Below are 18,593 nucleotides of genomic sequence, written 5' to 3'. Positions count from 1 at the left end.
AGGTTCGCCCACAACACAACACGACCAGACACTACTCACACACACCCCACAGAGGCTATGCTTAGGAGGTGCACACGCACACCCAAACGGGTGCCCACCACGGGGAACAGCGCAAAGGCGCCCCACCCCCAGCACCCCCGAGTGAAAGAGTTATAGCGGTGACTACCAAACCCGACGACACTGTAAACCTCGAAAAGGCACGCCAGTACGGCCGCGTCTCCGAGGACGGCCACGTCTTCGTCATTGTCGACGGCGAAGAATACGCAGTAGGCCAGCTGCCCGGCGCCTCCGAAGAAGAAGCGCTCAGCTACTTCGCCCGCAAGTTTGAAAACGTCGAGGCGCAGGTTGCCCTGCTCGAATCCCGCCTCGCCAACAACGCCCCCGCCGCAGACCTGCAGAAGGGCATCACCTCCATCGGCGCACAGATTGGTGTGCGCAACATGGTCGGTGACTACTCCGGCCTGCAGAAGCGCCTCATCTCCCTCGCAGAGCAGATCGCTGAACTCGGCGAAAAGCAGCAGCAGGCACGCACCGAAAACCGTGAACGTGCCCTCGCCGTCCGTGAAGAGATTGTCGCCGAGGCCGAGCAGATTGCCGGCCAGGACCCCGACCAGATTCACTGGAAGAACTCCCACTCCCGCATGAACGAACTGTTCGAAGCGTGGAAGAAGGCTCAGCGTGAAATTCACCTGGCAAAGAGCGTAGAGGACGAGCTGTGGAAGCGTTTCCGCGCGGCCCGCACCACCTTCGACCGCAACCGCCGCGCACACTTCTCGCAGCTGGACGACCGCAACGCACGCATCAAGCGCGCCAAGGAAGAACTGATTGCACGCGCCGAAGAGCTGTCGACTTCGACTGACTGGTCTGAGACTTCCCGTGCGTACGGCGACCTGATGCGCGCCTGGAAGCAGGTACCCCGCGGCCACCGTCGTGAGGATGACAAGCTGTGGGCACGCTTCCGCGCGGCACAGGACGTGTTCTTCAACGCCCGCAACGAAGCCGAAGCAGCGCAGGACGCAGTCTACGCCGAAAACCTCAAGGTCAAGGAAGCACTGCTCGAAGAAGCACGCGCGCTCCTGCCCGTCGAGGACATTGAGGGTGCGAAGGCAGCCTTCGAGAAGATTCTGGACCGCTGGGATGCGGCAGGCCGCGTGCCCCGCAACGACCTGCGCCGCATCGACGGCGAACTGCGCCGCATTCAGGATGAAATCAACGGCGCCGAAGAGGCAAAGTGGAAGCGCAACGACCCCGCCAAGGCGGCACGCGCGAACTCCCTGCTCGCACAGATTGAGGACTCCCTCGCCGAGCTGGAGGCAGAGCTCGCCGCAGCTGAGAAGGGCGGCGACTCCAAGAAGATTGCCAAGGCCAAGGAAGCTCTGGAGGCGCGCCGCGCCTGGGCAGCAACCCTGCAGGGCTTCGGCAACTAAGGTATAGCCGACAGTCTAAATAACGGTCTAATTAACGCCGAGAAGCCACATGCCCACCGACCCCATTGCGGGGCGGTGGGCGTGTGGCTTCTTTGTATTTGCGGAGTTTATGCGCGCCCACACCCGATGCAGATGAGGCAGTTCAGGGGTTTTCGATAGGTTAGTGTCTTCACTGCGGGTTAAAGACCCACGGCGAAGACGCTAACCTATCGAAAGATTCCATCCTCTCCCCCTAGATGGCGAAAAGCCACATGTGTTTCGAAAAGCCACCATTATCGTGGCTTCTGCGTGTCTGCGGGATGTCTGCGGGGGTGCAAAATTTTAGGTTCGGTTGGAGGGGCTAATCATCGACCTGTTCAAAATCGATAATCTTCCAGCCTTCAGAGGTGTACTTGAACGAGAACTTCCAGGTGTCGTCGTCCTTTCTGTCGTTCTCGTAAGACTTCCAATCACCGTTGGGTTCAACGTACATAACGTAGCCCCACTCCCGGTATGCCTTCCAGAAGTAAGTCTCTCCCTCACTCCAAGGGTTCCCGTCAGCAATGTAGTGGTCAAGACCTGCGATAATCCAGCCACCACGCTTGTAGAGAGCTTCAAGACCTTCGTAGGAATCTAGTAGTTCCGTGAAGCTGTTATCAACGAATTTGCGTGCTTGACTGTAGTCTCCGGTCTGGGCACCGTAGTTGTTCCATTCAATCCATGCGTTGAGTGTTTTGCGTAGACCTTCATTGGATTTTTCTCGGTATCCGTCCTCAGGCGATGCAGGTTTCTGGACGTTCTGCGCCGGGCCGCTAGGGTCAGCTTCGCGGTACTCCCCGTCGGGTGCTTTCGAGCCGCCGGAGTAGCCTCGGACGGTAGAAGAGGTTGCCGAGGCTGAGGGCGACTCAGTAGCGGATGCCGAGGCGGTTTCGCTCGGAGCAGCGGTCGAAGAAGCCGAGGCGGTCGCCTCGTTAGCGGCTTGCTGACCACATGCAACGAGTAGGGTGCTAAGACCCATGAGTGCGCCGCCGCTCAGCATTGCGCGGCGGGTCAAAATAACGGAAGTCATGAAAATACATTCCTCGTATCGGTGTGGTGTGTGAATAGGGGCTGGCAAGAAATCGGAGATTCGCCAGCATGAGCAGTATTATTCCGATTTATTGTTCATTGTTCTCAGGAGCATCCCCTTTTCCGCTACCAATAATCTTCCAATACCCATCTGAATATTTATAGAAGTAATTGAAAAGATCGTCATCTTTATTTGTATTAGCTCGCTTGGTAATTTCTCCATCAGAATCCACATACATAACAGTGGTCCAGAAACGACGAACCTTCATACGGTAGAACTTCTGCTGATTGTCATAAATCAAGTCACCTTCAGCTCGGTAAGCATCCAACCCATCAACAACCCATCCACCACGCTTATAAAGATCATCAATGTACTCATAAAACGGGTATTCCTTAGAAGTATTTTCGACGTACCGGAAAACCGGAGCGCAATCCCCCGTCTGAATAGCATAGTTATGGGCAGCCAACCAGTCTTGCATCATATGGTCGATACCCTCTTCAGTCTCAGGGTACTGAGCGGGTTCCTTACGAGGCTCAGGCACATTCTGAGCCGGGCCGTAGCCGTCTGCCTTACGGTACTCGCCGTCGGGGGCTTTGGAGCCGCCGGAGTAGCCGCGGGTAATGACCGGGCTAGGGGTAGCTGATTCAGAGGCAGCCTCAGAAGCCGCAGCAGTCGCGGTCTCACTCGGCACAGCGGTCGAGGGTACCGAGGCGGTCGCCTCGTCAGCAGCCTGCTGACCGCACGCCGTCAGCAGCCCGCCCAACCCCAGCAGTGCGGTGCCGGTGAGCAGGGTGCGGCGGTTGATGATGTCGGATCCCATGGGGATTCTCCTGTGGTTGGTTATGGTGTGTGACAGCTGGCAGATTCCGGAAGCGCCAGCCGTGCGGCGTGTCCAGTGGGGCGCATCGGTGCGCGTGGACCCGCCACAATCACCACCCTACAGGATGTTTACGGTCGTTTGCATCCCGTTGAGCCCCATGACCACATGTAGCGGCGTTTGGCACAAAAAGACGCCAGGACCCCTATCTCGGGGGTGCCTGGCGTGGGAGGGCTAGACGGCGAGCGCATACATGTCGCGGAGTGCCTCTTCCGCCTCGTCGAGGGCGTATCCGCTCTGGCAGAGCGCGTCGCAGCCGTTACCGTAGCGGAGGCCGGCGAGGAACTCGCGGTCGGTCACCTCCGGCAGGTACACCATCAGGTATTCGCCGTTGTCAGTGAAGAAGTCGTCAATGTTGGCGGCGTCCTGACCGGAGTAGAAGGCGCGGAAGTCTTCGTCATTGTAGTAACCAACCGTGTACATGAGGGGCTCCTTTGGTCGCTCGGCGGAGTGGGTGAGAACGCGTCGTTGTTCTCTACCACCAAAGTACGGGGCACCCCTGACAAGATAAGGGGCTGCACCACCCCGTGCCGGAGAAAAACCAGAAAAAATATTGGGTGACGAGGGGTTTTCTGGAGGCGCGCTCCCCCACGGAAGATTACGGAAGCAACGAACTCGTGAAAGCTTCTAACACACCAAAACAGACCAGCCCGCCGGGCTGCCAATACGAATTAGTTACCCGGGGGCTGGAATGAGAGTACACCACTACCGCTAGAACTATATTGGGGGCTTCGTTCTAATCCGACGATGCCATAGCATCAATATTCTCAACTCACCAACCATTAGAGGGAGAATAATCTACCAAAGGTTGAATCATTGGTATATTAACCGCCAATTCTTGCCCCATGCAGTAAGGCAACGATTAGAAAATAGGCGTTCATAAATAAATAAATGCACAGAATACTGATAATAGATTTAACTATCACCCTCATATGACTTCTATACTTTTTATTATTCAGCCTATTAACCTCATTTTTGGCAAGGTCAATTCTCACAAGGCATGAAATTGCCCCAATAATAGCACCAACTACAGGAATTACTGTTATGACCAGACCAAAAGGGTCTCCTAGAATTAAGGCAATAGTGAAACCAATAAACAACCCAATAGTCGTTCCTCTCCCGGCGTAATCAACAAAATCACGCATCAAGGGAAGGAGATAACCAGATTGCCAGTGCTTCTTAACCCAAGAATACCTTGTCAGAATACTTTCTTCTTTAATGAGGTTCAGAACGTCATCATAGCTAACAAAATCTGCACATTTAATTCCCTCTATCTCGGAACAAAAATCCCTTAAAGATAGATACACCTCCCTAAATGGGTCATATTTAGGGGTGAGACCAGTCATTTTTTCTAGCTGAGCCAATGAATCAATGCAATGACTTTGCGCAGTAGAGCTTGGCTCCTTTTCAACCCACTTTAGAAAATGTTGAACCTTATCTTTAAATTCATTATCTACATCTTTGGGTGGAAACAGATGAAATGGATGAGATATATTAAATGCAGTATTCTTTATTACTACCTTCCCAAATCGTTTAAGAGATTCAACTCTAGATTCTCTAGATATACCAAATTCTTTTAGAAGATTAGCAATTATTTCCCTCCTGGCAGCCGAATACCAATAATATCCAGTTGATTCAAGAACCATCCGGAAAATAAGGCATAAAGTCGCAAACACCAGTAAAAGTGAGGTCACTGCTGCAATCATGCCGAGGTTACCCATAGTCTTTCCCTTCCCAACTCTGCGAATTTCGGTGCTTCTGATTACAGATTAGAAAAGACCCCTGACAAGATAAGGGACTGCGCCGCCCACGCCGGAGAAAAACCAGAAAAAATATTGGGTGACAAGGGGCTTTCTGGAGGCGCGCTCCCCCGCCCACACGCTGCAAGGGAAATTCGGTCATAGGTTACGGACTTCTGCCATGGTTTTTAACTACGACAGAAGTCACTAACCTATGGTCGAAATCGGCGCCGGGCAGAGGGACCGACCAGCAGAGTAAATCCGTGCCGATACCGCCCCCATAGACAGCGAAAAGCCACATGTGTTTCGAGAAGCCACCAAAGAAGTGGCTTTTCGAAACACATGTGGCTTTTGGGCGGATTACCGCGGGTTACCGCCAGTTACAGCGCATCACCGCGGGTTATTCTCCGCCAAGGAACGGCATGAAGCGGACGATGTGCTTCTCCAGCTTCTGCTTCACGCGCTTCGCCTTGGTTGCGGCGTCTTCGGTCTTCGCGCCGCCGAGCTTACCGCCGAAGAGCGAGATCTTGCCCTTGACCAGGCGGCTGATCTTGCCGGGGATGGTGCGGCGGTTTTCCTTGAGCGCACGGTTGACGACGCGCTGGGTTTCTGCGGAGTCCAGCTCTTCGTCCTTCACGATGGTGTCTTCTTCGCGGGTGCGGCGGTTGGTCACGTAGTGGTGGAAGTGTTCCTGCACGTCGTGGTCTTCGGACTCGTTCAGGTAGGTGTCGAAGTAGTCCTCGATGATGTCGCCGCTTTCGCGCAGGTCGGCGTCGTTACGGATTGCGAGGCGCACGCGGTCGCGGAAGTGCTCCACACTGTCCTGTCCGGTTTCGGTGGTGCCGCTCTCCCCTGCCGCCTTGCCCTGGCGTGTCTCGCGGGCTGCCTTGACGAGCCCCAGAATGTAGAGCACACCGACTTCCTGCTGCCTGACCAGTTCGGTCAGGAAGGATACGCGATCAAACAGGTCAATTACGCTCGGCTTTTCTTCGCCTTCGCCGGTCTCGTTGTCGGTGCCGTCCTTCGCTTCTTCCTGTTCGCGGCGCAGTTCGCGGGCTTCTTCGTAGATGTCGTTGTAGACACCGGTGTAGCCCTGCATGTCGTAGTCGCTGATGAGTTCGTTGCCGCCGTCGCGGATGAACTCGTCGTGCACGCGCAGTTCCTGTTGCAGTTTAAGCACCTGGTTCATGAGCTCGATGTAGCGGGCCTTGTCTTCGGTGGTGTCCACGGTAATGGAGCCGCCCTCGTCAATGGGGAATTCCTCGCGCAGGTCGGACACGGCCTTGTCGTATGCGGCGTAGGCTTCCTTGTAGGGTCGGGTGAAGGCGATATCGAGGGCGGACTGGCCGTTGCTGTTTTCGGTGTCGCCGAAGAGGGTGAAGGCGTCCTTGGTTGCCTGTTCGAGGTCGCGGAAGCACACGATGTTGCCGGAGGGCTTGAGCGAGTTGAGGATTCGGTTGGTGCGGCTGTATGCCTGCACCAGGCCGTGCATCTTCAGGTTCTTATCGACCCAGAGGGTGTTGACGGTCTTTGAGTCGAAGCCGGTGAGGAACATGTTGACGACGATGAGCAGGTCCAGTTCGCGCATCTTCATCTTGCGGGAGACGTCCTTGTAGTAGTTGTCGAAGGAGTCGCCGTCGGTGCTGAAGTTGGTGCCGAACATGGTGTTGTAGTCTTCGAGGAACCCGTCCATGCGGCTACCGGTGCCTTCGGTGGCGAAGGTGAAGTTTTCTTCTTCGCCGAAGGTGTCGAAGAGCTGCCCGCCGTTGCCCTGCGAGTAGATGATGGCGACCTTGAGCTTCTGTTCGGGGCGCAGAGTGCCGTCTGCGATGCGTTCTTCTTGCAGGGTGTTGAGGGTGTCGTAGTAGGTACAGGCGGCATCAATGGACGAGGTCGCCAGGATCGAGTTGAATCCGCGCACGCGTTCTACGTAGTGTTCGGTGACGCCGTTGATGGTGCGGGTCTTCTTGATGTCGTAGCTGGTGGCTGCGCTCTGGTTGGTTTTGCGGTCGTAGTTGTCCAGGATGTAGGTGGCTACGGCTTCGATGCGTTCGGGGCTTTCGAGTACTTCCTTGCTCTTGGCAAACTTTTCGAGTTCCTTCGCGTCGGGGGTTTCGGCGCGTTCGGCGGCGATTTCCGCGGCGTAGGAGGCTTCTTCAAGTTCGGCGAAGTGGGGGCTGGTGTTGGTGTATTCCAGGTGGAATTTCAGCACGTTCTTGTCGTTGATGGCATCGACGACGGTGTAGGTGTGCAGGCAGTCGCCGAAGACTTCGGCGGTGGTGGTGCCGGGGCCGCCTACGGAGTTCTTGTCGAAGATGGGGGTGCCGGTGAAGCCGAACATGCTGTACTTCTTGAAGTGCTTCTTGATGGCGGTGTTCATGCGGCCGAACTGGGAGCGGTGACATTCGTCGAAGATGATGGCTACGCGCTGGCCGTAGACGGGGTGTTCGGGTTCGGCGGTGATGAGGTTGGACAGCTTGTGGATGGTGGTGACCACGATGCTGGTTCCGCGGTCGGCGAGGCGGTTGCTGAGTTCGCGGGTGCTGCCGGTGGAGCTGACGGAGTCTGCCTGGAAGTTGTTGTATTCGAGCATGGTCTGGTAGTCGAGGTCCTTGCGGTCCACGACGAAGAGAACCTTGTCGACGAGCCCGGTTTCTGCCAGGCGGCGTGCGGTTTTGAAGCTGGTGAGGGTCTTACCGCTGCCGGTGGTGTGCCAGATGTAGCCGCCGGCTTCTTTGGTGCCGAGGCGCTGAGTGTCGTTGTTGGCGATTTCGACGCGGTTGATGATTCGTTCGGTTGCCGCGATCTGGTAGGGGCGCATGACGAGCAGGTCCTGGCCTACGGTGAAGATGCAGTAGCGGGTCAGGATGTTGGCGAGGGTGTGGCTGGTGAGGAAGGTGCGCGCGAAGAGAATCAGGTCGTTGATTCGGTTGTTCTGTTCGTCTGACCAGTAGCTGGTGAAGTCGAAGCTCTTGCCTGCGGAGCCGCCGGAGGCAGTCTTGCGGCTGGCCTTCTGCTGGTCTTCGACGTGCTTGTGGCGCACGGTGTTGGAGTAGTACTTGGTTTCGAAGCCGTTGCTGATGACGAAGATTTGGGCGTATTCGAAGAGGCGGTGCTGGTCCTGCTGGAAGCCTTCGTTCTGGTAGCGTTCGATCTGGTTGAAGGCTTCGCGAATGCTCACGTTGCGCTTCTTGAGTTCGATGTGTACGAGGGGCAGGCCATTGACGAGGATGGTCACGTCGTAGCGGTTGAGTACTTTGCCGTTGGGGGCGGGTACGCGGTACTGGTTGATGACCTGCATGCGGTTGCGTGCAGGGTAGGCGGCGTCGATGAGCATGATGTTGCGCAGGGTGCCGTCTTCGAGGCGGAAGTCGATGAAGCGTTCTTCCTGAATCAGCTTGGCCTTCTCCAAGATACCGTCATTGGAGCGGGCGATGTGTTCGGTGAGCAGGCGGCCGAATTCTTCGTCGGTGAAGTGGAAGCCGCTGGTGGGGCCGTAGGTGCCTTCTTCGGGGCGGGTGTTGAGGCGTTCGAGTTGTTCACGCAGATTGCGGATGAGCGCGGCTTCGTCGGTGAGGCGCGGCAGGTAGTCGTAGCCCTGGGTTTTGAGGGTTTCGATGAGTTCGGCTTCGAGCTGCGCTTCGCTCTGGTGTTCGCGCTTCTGCTTGTGCTGGGCGTCCCATTCCTCGTAGAGGTCAGTTCCCTTGAGCTTGGCGATGACGGTGAAGTCGTCCGAGCTGAGGATGCTTTCGGTGCGTCCTTCGGTGGGGCGGGGGTGGTTGGGTACGGTTTCCACGGGGTGCTCCTTTGCGTAGGGGTTGAGTGTGTGGATGGTTGGGCTCAGGGTTGGTGAGCCCAGTTTGTTGAGTGTGGTTGAGGTGTGGGGCCCGTGCAGGGGTGGTGTTTTCCGCCCCTGCACGGGGTGTGCGCGTGATGCGCGGTTTGATGCGCGGTGGCTACTGGTTGTCGCCCTTGCGGGGGAAGGTGAGTAGCTGGTCGCGGTAGTACTCGTATTGGCTGCGACGCGCTGCGAGCTCTGCGGGTAGACCCTCGGAGAGGCTGCTGGTTAGAGCGTCGAAGCGGTCGAGAATATCGACAATGCGCTGCTGCTCTTCCTGAGGCGGGACCGGAACAAGAACCTTGTTAAGCACTTTCTGGGTCAGGCTAGGAACACCGCCGGCAGTGTTTAAATCTTCAAGGTGTGCCGTCTTTAAGAAGTAGTACAGGAACTTGGGAATAACTTGCTCTTCGTCGATTTCGGTGTAGAAAATCGTATCGACGTTCCAAAAGGGCTCTTCCAGGTAGAAGAGGTTCCCCAAAGAACCCTTGCGCGGAATAAGCACTGTCGGCTTATCGTATGAAAACCTATCGACATAGGTCATGATTCCACCAGAACCATATACCGGGATATTTCCTGCGCCGAAGTCCTTATAGGTCTTGCCGTTCTTAATCTTTGCGAACGAGTCTAGAGGAACGCGGGGGCAGTCGAGGGCTTCGAAGAGCGAATCACGGTAGTACTCGTATTGTAGAGTACGCGCTTCCAGCTCCGCTTCCAGCTCCGCTTCCAGGTTCGTGAATTTGTCGAGAATTTCAACAATCGCTTCCTGAATCTCCAAAGGAGGAACAGGAACCTCGATATTCGAATACTTAGAAATCCACTGTCGCGCATGGTCAGAAGAGTTATATACAATGCACTGCATAGCATAATAGACATACTTAAAAAGTGAATTAGTTCCACTCTTCAAAGTCAGCATCTTCATAGCACTTGACTTAGCTTTAAACGGGAATTCAACCCATTTGAAGGCAGTCGTAAAGTCATCAAAAATAATGACGGGCTCTTCCTCAGATGCAGGGTAGATACCCTCAGTCTCATTCGTGTAGCCGAGAATAAACGTTTTACCCGCAGTCAGTACCGGCGTAGGGTACGAATCATCATAATCCTTAGACGACACAAGGTACTTCGTCGGCTGCTCATAGGCAAGGAGCTCACCCAGCGGGCGGTACTCCACCCCATCCGGGCAGAGCTCAGCCACCAGGCGGTCAATATAATTCGTCACGTCTGCCACGACTACTCGCCACCTTCCAGGCGCGCCACAATAGCGTCAATCTCCACGCGCAGCTGAGCCTGACGAGCCACAATACCCTCAATCCGAGAGTTCAACTCGACAATATCCACGCGCTCACGGGTATCCTCCGGCTCAACCCAGCTCGACACCGCCAGGTTAGCCTCCTGCTCCAGCAGCTTCTCCACCGGAACCAGCGCCGAGAAATGCTCACGCTCCTCACGAGCCGCCAACACCTCAAGAATCTTCTCGCGGTGCGCCTTACCCAGAATGTTCTGGTTCGTGCCCTTATCAAAGAGCTGCGAAGCATCCACGAACAGCACCGAATGGTCCTTACGACGACCCTTCTTCAACACCAGAATGCAGGTCGCAATGCTCGTACCATAGAACAGGTTGGCGGGCAGCTGAATCACAGCATCCACCACGTTCTGCTTCAGCAGGTACTCACGAATCTTACGCTCCGCACCGCCACGGTACAGCACACCCGGGAACTCAACGATAGCAGCCGTACCAGCCTCATCCAGCGACGCCAGCATATGCATCGTAAACGCCAGGTCAGCCTTCGACTTCGGCGCCAACACCGCCGCCGGGGCGTAACGGTCATCGTGAATCAGAGTCGGGTCATCATCACCCTTCCACTTCGTCGAATACGGAGGGTTAGACACAATCGCACCAAACGGCTCCTCAAAATCGCCGCCCGCACCACCGCGATGCTTCGGGTCAATCAGAGTATCACCGTGCGCAATGCTGAAATCATCCACCGGCACACCGTGCAGCATCATGTTCATACGGCACAGGTTATAGGTCGTCAGGTTAATCTCCTGACCCACAAAACGCAGGCCATCCGAGTTCTTACCCAGCTCACGCTTGAACTTCAACAGCAGCGAACCCGAACCACACGCCGGATCATACACGGTACGAATCTTCTCAGCGTCACGGCCATCCATAGCAATCTTCGCCAGCAGCTCCGAAACCTCCTGCGGAGTGTAATACTCGCCGCCGCTCTTACCAGCGTTCGCCGCGTACATGCCCATCAGGTACTCGTAGGCGTCACCGAAAGCGTCATTCTCGCTATCCTCGTAACCCTTCTCAAGGTTCATGTCCGCCACGGCGTCCATGAGCTTCAGCAGGTTCTCGTGACGAGCCGCCGGGCTCACACCCAGCTTGTTCGAATCCAGCACAAAGTCATCAAAAAGGCCCTTCACATTATTCTCAGATTCGGTGCCACGCGCCGACTCCTCAAACGCCTTGAACACGTTCGCCAGGGTCTCGTTCAGGTTCTGGTCCTGACGAGCCTTCGCGTGCACCACAGAGAACAGCTGCGAAGGCAACAGCAGGAAGCCGCGCTCCTCCACCAGCATGCGGCGAGTATCCTCGTCAAAAGCCTCATCAGGAATCTGCTCAAAAGCCTGATCCAGACCGTACTTCTTCTCCACAAAGCGCACCTGGCTCTCAGAGAGATAACGGTAGAAAAGCATACCCAGCACGTACTGCTTAAAGTCCCAGCCATCTACCGAGCCGCGCAGGTCATTCGCAATACGCCAAATCGTAGAGTGCAGCTGCGCACGCTCCGCATTGCGGTTACGGTGCTCGTCAGTGGTAGCGGAAGAATCCGTAGACTGCGTCGTCATAGGGGCGGTCAACCTCTCATCAGTAATCGTTTCTCCACTCGAAGAAACGTCAAATATTCGGAACCCATACGGTCCCGGTCGTACACATGCGCCAGCGCCGGTCTAGATGCCGTACTCCGTGGGAGCGTTCATAGCTTCCACAAGCCAATTCGTACCCGGCGGCGCGAACCCTTTCAGTATACGGGCTCCCCAGACCCCGTACTCGCCCGTTCGTCATCGCCGACCCACTGGTTGTTTCGATAGGTTAGTGTCTTCGCCGTGGGTCTTTAAACCGCAGTGAAGACACTAACCTATCGAAGGGCCCCTCCCCTCCCCCCTTAAATAGCGAAAAGCCACATGTGCTTCAAACACATGTGGCTTTTCGGCGTCTTAAGGCGTATAGAAGAGCCTACGCCTCCGAGGGCTTCGCGCCGGTCAGGCGGTACGCCTTGTACACGCCCGTCACGTTACGGACCACGTTCAGCACGTGCTCCAGCATGAAGCGGTCACCCAACTCCAGGGCGAAGCGGTCCACCACGGTACGGTCCTCCGAGGTGTGCACGCGCGCATCCAGGATGTTCACGCCCGACTCAGAAATCGCGCGAATCAGGTCGCTCAGCAGGCCCTTACGGTCCAGCGCCTCCACCTGAATCTGCACGCGGTACGTAGCGGACGGGGTCGAAGCCCACTCGACGGTGGTCACGCGCGGCTCCTCGTCGGCGTTACGCATGTTCGGGCAGTCGCGGCGGTGCACCGAAATGCCGTTGTAACGGGTCACAATGCCGATAATGTCATCCGGCGGGACCGGGGTGCAGCAGCGCGCAATCTTCGTCAGCACACCCTCAGCACCCGGCACAATCACGCCGTTATCACCAATCGCCTTGCGGGTCGACTTCAGCAGCGTCTCATCAAAGTCGCTGACCTCAACCTCGGGTGCCGGCTCGTCACCGCGGTGCACCTCAACCAGGGTGTCAATGACCAGCTTCGGCGAGATTTCGTGCTCACCAATCGCGCGGTACAGCGACGCCACATCGTTCTTGTGCAACAGCTGAGCCACCTGAGTCATAATCTCCGGGCTCATCATCTTCTGCAGCGGCAACTCGCTGTTGCGCATGCTCTTGGTGAGCATCTCGCGGCCAGCGAGCAGCGCCTCCATGCGGCGTTCCTTCGCGAAGTACTGGCGAATCTTCGTGCGAGCGCGCGAGGAGCGAACGAACTTCAGCCAGTCCTCGCTGGGTCCGGCGTCCTCGTTCTTCGTGGTCATAATCTCCACGGTTGCGCCGGTGGGCAGGACCGTGTGCAGCGGCACCAGGCGACCGTTGACCTTCGCGCCGACGGTGCGGTCGCCGACCTCGCTGTGGATGGCGTAGGCGAAGTCCACGGGGGTGGAGCCGTTGGGCAGGGCGATCGCCTCGCCGTTGGGGGTAAGGACCACAATTTCGTCGGTGTCGAGGGTGTCTGCCAGCGACTCGTAGAACTTCTCCGATTCCGGGTTGGAGTTCGAAATCTCGGCGATGGACTGCAGGATGCCGACGTTCATCATCGCCGAGGTCTGGGTGCCCGGCTCCTTCGGGTCCTTCGCGGGCGCGCCGCCACGAGCAGCGACCTTCTCGCCGCGCGACGCCGCCTTGTAGCGCCAGTGCGCAGCCACACCGTACTCGGCCTCTTCGTGCATCTTGTAGGTGCGGATCTGAATCTCAAGCGGCAGGTTGCCCGGACCGTACACGGTCAGGTGCAGCGACTGGTAGTTGTTGTTCTTCGGGTTCTTAATGTAGTCCTTGAACCGGCCGGTCATCGACGGCCACAGGGACAGCACGTGGCCGAGCACGGTGTAGCACTCCGCCTCTTCCTCAACCATGATGCGCACCGCGAGGATGTCGTTAATCTCGTCGAAGCTACGGCCCTTGGTCTTCATCTTCTGATGAATCGAGTAGTAGTGCTTGGGGCGGCCCGTCACGGTCGCGTCGATGCCCACCTCTTTCAGGCGCTCGGTAATCTTGGTGCGCGCCTCGTTCAGGAACTTTTCGAGCGCGGGGGTGCGTTCGCCGACCATGCGCACCATTTCGGCGTAAATTTCCGGGCTCATGGCGGCGAAGGACAAGTCCTCCAGCTCCCACTTAATCGTGTTCAAGCCCAGGCGGTGCGCGAGCGGCGCGTAAATTTTCAGGGTCTCTTCCGCCTTCTTCGCGGCGGAAGCCTGCGGCACAAAACGCCAGGTACGGGCATTGTGCAGGCGGTCGGCGAGCTTAATGAGCAGCACACGAATGTCCTTGCTCATGGACAGCACGAGCTTACGAATCGTCTCGATGGAGGCGTTCTCGCCGTACGTCATCTTGTCCAGCTTGGTCACGCCGTCGACCAGGTAGGCGACCTCCTCACCGAACTCTTCGGTGAGCTGCTCCATCGTGTAGTCGGTATCTTCCACCGTGTCGTGCAGCAGGCCGGCGGCGAGCACGGGACCGGTCGCGCCCATCTCTGCAAGAATCGCGGTCACAGCGACCGGGTGGGTGATGTACGGGTCGCCACTCTTACGCTTCTGACCCTCATGGCAGCGGTTCGCCACCTCGTAGGCGCGCTGCAGCACCTGAATGTCTTCGTCCGGGTGGTAGCGGCGCACGGCACGTACGACCGGGGCAATCATCGGGGAGAAACGGATGGTGCCACCGTGCGAGTCGGAGGCTTCCATCTTGCTGCTGCGGCTACCGAAGACCAGGCGGTTCGGCACACGTCCGCCAGCAGCCATGACGCGGTGCGAGCCGCGTTTCTTCTTTGCGTCAGACGAATCAGTTTCAGGCAGAGGAATCGGGCCAGCGGGCCGAACCGCGGGCTTCTCGGCGGTCCCTGCGGGGTTCTCAGCGTTAGCGTTCACGGCAGGTTCTGCACTCATTCCAGGCTCCTTCGGGCTCAAGATAATCAGCCGCACACTCAAGTTCCTCATCGTTGAGGGCTACACCGGCCAAACCAGCCATCAGCAGGCTCAAACGCGAGCGCACAGTATCTTCACTTCTTATCCTACCCAGCGGCCTGGAAGGCACCAAACTATGCGACGTTTTAACACGCCAGAGCGCGTTGTGTGGGAAATATTTGGGCACGCTAAAGGTTCAGGCACGCTAAAGGGGAGCCGACACCTCTCGGTATCGACTCCCCTATCGTTAGTAACGCCAGTAGCGCTGGCGGAACGCTGGCTAACCGTTCAAGTTCACGCGGTGAATCTCAATGGTTGCACGTGCCGGCTTCTTAGCGGGCTTCTCGGTTGCCTTCTCGGCTGCGTTGTCCGCATCGGTCGCCTCGTCGGCAGAGTCCGCAGACTTGCTGGACTTCTCAGCCTTCGCAGCCTCGGCGGGCTCATCCGAACCCTCCGAGTCCTCAGCCTCGTCAGCATCCTCAGCATCCTTGAAGCTGCCGCTCTCCACCTTCGCGGTGTGCTCACGAATCTGGGGCTCACCCAAACGCAGCGAAGCATACAGCGGCGCAGACACGAACAGCGTACCGAACATGCCCACCAGAATACCCACGAACAGCGACAGGGACAGGTCCTGCAGAGTACCCGCACCCAGGATGAACGCACCAATGAACAAGATCGCGCCCACCGGCAGAACACCCACAATAGCGGTGTTAATCGAACGGACCAGAGTCTGGTTCACCGCCAGGTTAATCTGCTCGGCAAAGGTCGTGTCACGGCGTTCCAGCACATCCTCAGTGTTCTCACGGATCTTATCGAACACCACCACCGAGTCATACAGCGAGTAGCTCAGAATCGTCAAGAAACCAATAATTGCACTCGGGGTAATCTCGAAGCCGAACGCGGCGTACAGGCCAACCGTCACCACCACGGTGAAGAACAGGCCCGCAATAGACGCCAGCGACATCTTCCAGGTACGGAAGTAGAACGCCATACCAATCAGCGCAAGCACCACAAACGCGATCAGACCCCAGAACGCCTGACGGGTCACATCCGCACCCCAGGTCGGGCCCACAAACGAGGAGGTCACGTCGTTCTCAGAGACACCGTAACCCTCCTGCAGAGCCGCCTTCACCTGCAGAGTCTCATCATCGCTGAGCTTGCTCATTTGGGCACGAATCGTACCCGGCGCAATATTGGTTACGCGAACATCGGAGGCGTCCTTCGCCTTCTCGTGAATAATGCGCTCACCCGTAGCAGTATCAACGTGCGCGGTCTTCGAGACCACGAACTCCGAACCGCCACGGAAATCAATACCCAGGTTGAAGCCGCCACCAACAGCCGGAATCAGAACCGAAACCGCCATCAGCACAGCAGCCAGCAGCAGCCACAGGCGGCGCTTACCCACGAAGGGGTACGAGCGGGCACCCGAATGCAGGTCATTACCGAAGCGGGCAAAAGCATTAGGTTTCACATCGGTAGCCATGCTTAGCTCTCCTTCTTCTCATCAGAAGCAGACTCGTCAGCCTCAGCGGCAGCACGCTCTGCACGGCGACGCTCAGCAATGCTCAGCTGCTTCTCCTCCGGGCTGCGGAGGCGACCGGCACCACGGTACAGCGGCGTAGCGCCCAGCGACTCAGGCGACAAGCCCGAGTGGCGGTGACCCTCACCAAAGTAGCGGGTATTCGCCAGCAGAGTCAGCATCGGGTGGGTGAACAGGTACACGACCACAAGGTCAGCAATCGCAGTCAAACCAAGGGTGAACGCGAAGCCCTTCACCGAACCGACCGACACAACGTACAGCACCACAGCAGCCAGCAGGTTCACAGCCTTCGACGCCAAAATAGTGCGGGATGCACGCTGCCAACCGTGGTTCACCGCCGACGGGATCGTGCGGCCCGCACGGATCTCATCACGGATACGCTCAAAGTAGACGATGAACGAGTCAGCCGTAGCACCAATCGCCACAATCAGACCCGCCACACCAGCCAGGGACAGGCGGTAGTTCAACGCCCAACCCAGCAGCGCAATCGCCTCATACGAGATGATGCCCGCAACAACCAGCGACGCAATCGTCACAAAGCCCAGCAGACGGTACTGGAACAGCGAGTACACAAACACCAGTAGCAGACCAATCAGACCGGTCAGCAGACCCACACGCAGCTGCTCCGAACCCAGGGTCGCAGAAATCTGCTGCTCCGACTGGATCGTGAAGCTAATCGGCAGGGCACCGTACTTGAGCTGATCAGCGAGAGCCTTCGCCTCCTGCTCAGTGAAGTTACCGGTAATCTGCGGCTTACCATCAGAAATCACTGCCTGCGACACCGGGGAAGACAGCACCTTGCCGTCCAGCAGAATCGCGAAGCGGGCACGCGGATCATGTGCGTTCTGCGCACGAATCGCGTTCAGGCGAGAAGTAATGTTCTGGAACTTCTCACGAGCCTCATCGTTGAACTGAATGTTCACAGCCCAACGGCCCGTAGTCACGCCCTGGCCGCTCGTCTCCTGCGAGTGGCTTGCGGTAGAAATATCGCTACCGCTCAGCTCCACAGGACCCAGAATGTACTTCTCCTGACCGTCAGTGGAACACGCCACCATCGGCTTAGTCGGGTCAGCACTATCGGCATCCTCATTACGTGCCGCGGTGCAGTCCTTCGCCTCGTACTGCTTGTACAGGTCCGCAGTAATCCAGTTACGGTCCGAACCGTCAGTCGGCTCCGCGGACGGCTTGGGCAGCTTATCGTCCGCAGTGCGGGCATCCTCAGCCACCGCAGTACCGGCACCGGCTACAAGAACCGGGCGGAACGTCATATTTGCAGACGCCTGAATCAGCTGACGAGTCTCAGCGCTAATCGTTCCGGGAACCGAAACAACCACGTTATTGCCCGAGCCGAAGGAGGTGGTAACCTCCGCCTCCGAAACGCCGGCACCATCAACGCGCTGACGAATAATCTCAACCGCCTGGTTCAACTGCTCCTGGGAGACGTTCTCATCCGAAGAGCCGTTAACCTTCGGAGTAAGAATCATCTGAGTACCACCCGAAAGGTCCAGGGCGAGCTTCGGCGCCCACGAACCTCCCGAATAGGTGCTACCGAAAATACCGGCAGCCATAACAACCATGAGCAGGACCATCGAGAGGAGCGCCCCTCGCGCGGCTGCAAGCGGTGAACGCTTAGCCATAATGTTCCTTCTTCGTGTGAATAGAATTGAGTGTTCTACAGATTCCGTAACGCGAAAACCCGACGCCGCTCATGGGGCGCCGGGCTCATACGCGCTGAATTACTTAGCAGTATCAGAAGAGGTATCGGAAGCGGGAGCTTCGGATGCGGGAGCCTCGTACACGTCCTCAGTCAGGGGTGCTGCGGGGGCTTCCTCCTCGACGACAGCCATAATCGCGTTCAGTGCCAGGGTGATAACAACACCGTCCGCAATCTGAAGCTGCAGCTTGTTGCTATCGAGGTCGGTGCTGACGACGGTGCCGTAGATACCCGAACCGGTCATCACCTGGGTGCCGGGGACGAGAGACTGCTGCATTGCGCGCAGTTCCTCCATCTGCTTACGCTGACGCTTCTGGGCGGAGAACATCATCCAAGCCAGCAGCGCCATCATGGCAATCATAATCAGGAGGTTAAAATCCATGGTCTCACTTTCACATCCGCACCCGTGCCGCTCACCGCGAGGGTTGAGCGTACCAGAAGGTGTGGAATCGTAGATACAGTACGTATCCATCCTACGCGAGAGCATGGGCTTTAGCGCCCCGAACCAGCGTTTTTGTGAGGTTAACCTGAGTTTTGGACTCTCTCGGCGTAATTTTATGTCGCCGATGGAGCGCGGCAGAGCCCGTTGGAGCCCGCAAAAGAGCTACCGTGCCCGCTGAAAAGCTACGGGGAGGTACAGAAGAGCCCGCGGGAGGCTGTACCTCCCACG

The 18,593-nt window shown here is 57.3% G+C and carries 12 protein-coding genes; 1 reads left to right on the top strand and 11 read right to left on the bottom strand.

The annotated features are described in order from the left end of the window. Positions 1–158: 158 nt before the first annotated feature. Complete coding sequence (locus RWL87_RS03255; RefSeq protein WP_313968895.1) at positions 159–1,427, top strand: DUF349 domain-containing protein; 1,269 nt, start codon at positions 159–161, stop codon at positions 1,425–1,427. 340 nt (positions 1,428–1,767) lie between these two features. Here the strand turns inward: RWL87_RS03255 and RWL87_RS03250 are convergent, their stop codons facing one another. From RWL87_RS03250 to yajC, 11 genes are all read right to left on the bottom strand, one after another. Further along, the gene (locus tag RWL87_RS03250) at positions 1,768–2,475 is read right to left on the bottom strand and encodes a DUF6318 family protein (protein WP_313968894.1); all 708 of its coding nucleotides are present in this window, start codon (positions 2,473–2,475) and stop codon (positions 1,768–1,770) included. An 88-nt stretch (positions 2,476–2,563) separates the two neighbouring features. Beyond that, positions 2,564–3,295, bottom strand: a complete 732-nt coding sequence (locus tag RWL87_RS03245) for a DUF6318 family protein (protein ID WP_313968893.1) — start codon at positions 3,293–3,295, stop codon at positions 2,564–2,566. A 231-nt stretch (positions 3,296–3,526) separates the two neighbouring features. Then, positions 3,527–3,775, bottom strand: a complete 249-nt coding sequence (locus RWL87_RS03240; RefSeq protein ID WP_005505891.1) for a hypothetical protein — start codon at positions 3,773–3,775, stop codon at positions 3,527–3,529. A gap of 401 nt (positions 3,776–4,176) precedes the next feature. Continuing rightward, positions 4,177–5,073, bottom strand: a complete 897-nt coding sequence (locus RWL87_RS03235; RefSeq protein ID WP_313968892.1) for a hypothetical protein — start codon at positions 5,071–5,073, stop codon at positions 4,177–4,179. Between the two features lie 418 nt (positions 5,074–5,491). Then, entirely contained in the window at positions 5,492–8,887 is a 3,396-nt protein-coding gene (locus tag RWL87_RS03230; RefSeq protein WP_313968891.1) for a type I restriction endonuclease subunit R, read from the bottom strand. Positions 8,888–9,047: 160 nt separating this feature from the next. Next, on the bottom strand, positions 9,048–10,157 hold the full coding sequence (locus RWL87_RS03225; RefSeq protein ID WP_313968890.1) for a restriction endonuclease subunit S: 1,110 nt from the start codon (positions 10,155–10,157) through the stop codon (positions 9,048–9,050). A 2-nt stretch (positions 10,158–10,159) separates the two neighbouring features. Then, the gene (locus tag RWL87_RS03220; RefSeq protein WP_313968889.1) at positions 10,160–11,785 is read right to left on the bottom strand and encodes a type I restriction-modification system subunit M; all 1,626 of its coding nucleotides are present in this window, start codon (positions 11,783–11,785) and stop codon (positions 10,160–10,162) included. 388 nt (positions 11,786–12,173) lie between these two features. Next, the gene (locus tag RWL87_RS03215; RefSeq protein WP_313968888.1) at positions 12,174–14,651 is read right to left on the bottom strand and encodes a bifunctional (p)ppGpp synthetase/guanosine-3',5'-bis(diphosphate) 3'-pyrophosphohydrolase; all 2,478 of its coding nucleotides are present in this window, start codon (positions 14,649–14,651) and stop codon (positions 12,174–12,176) included. 298 nt (positions 14,652–14,949) lie between these two features. Then, positions 14,950–16,152 carry a protein translocase subunit SecF gene (secF, locus tag RWL87_RS03210; protein WP_313968887.1) on the bottom strand — a complete coding sequence of 401 codons (1,203 nt, stop codon included), beginning with the start codon at positions 16,150–16,152 and terminating at the stop codon, positions 14,950–14,952. 2 nt (positions 16,153–16,154) lie between these two features. Then, a complete protein-coding gene (gene secD, locus RWL87_RS03205; protein WP_313968886.1) occupies positions 16,155–17,846 on the bottom strand; it encodes a protein translocase subunit SecD in 1,692 nt (563 codons plus the stop codon). Positions 17,847–17,945: 99 nt separating this feature from the next. Next, on the bottom strand, positions 17,946–18,305 hold the full coding sequence (yajC, locus tag RWL87_RS03200) for a preprotein translocase subunit YajC (protein ID WP_313968885.1): 360 nt from the start codon (positions 18,303–18,305) through the stop codon (positions 17,946–17,948). Positions 18,306–18,593: the final 288 nt, after the last annotated feature.

The organism is uncultured Rothia sp. (assembly GCF_963555405.1).
Lineage (GTDB): Bacteria > Actinomycetota > Actinomycetes > Actinomycetales > Micrococcaceae > Rothia.
Note: the sequence above shows the minus strand (reverse complement) of the source record. Positions and strands in the feature narration are given on the sequence as shown.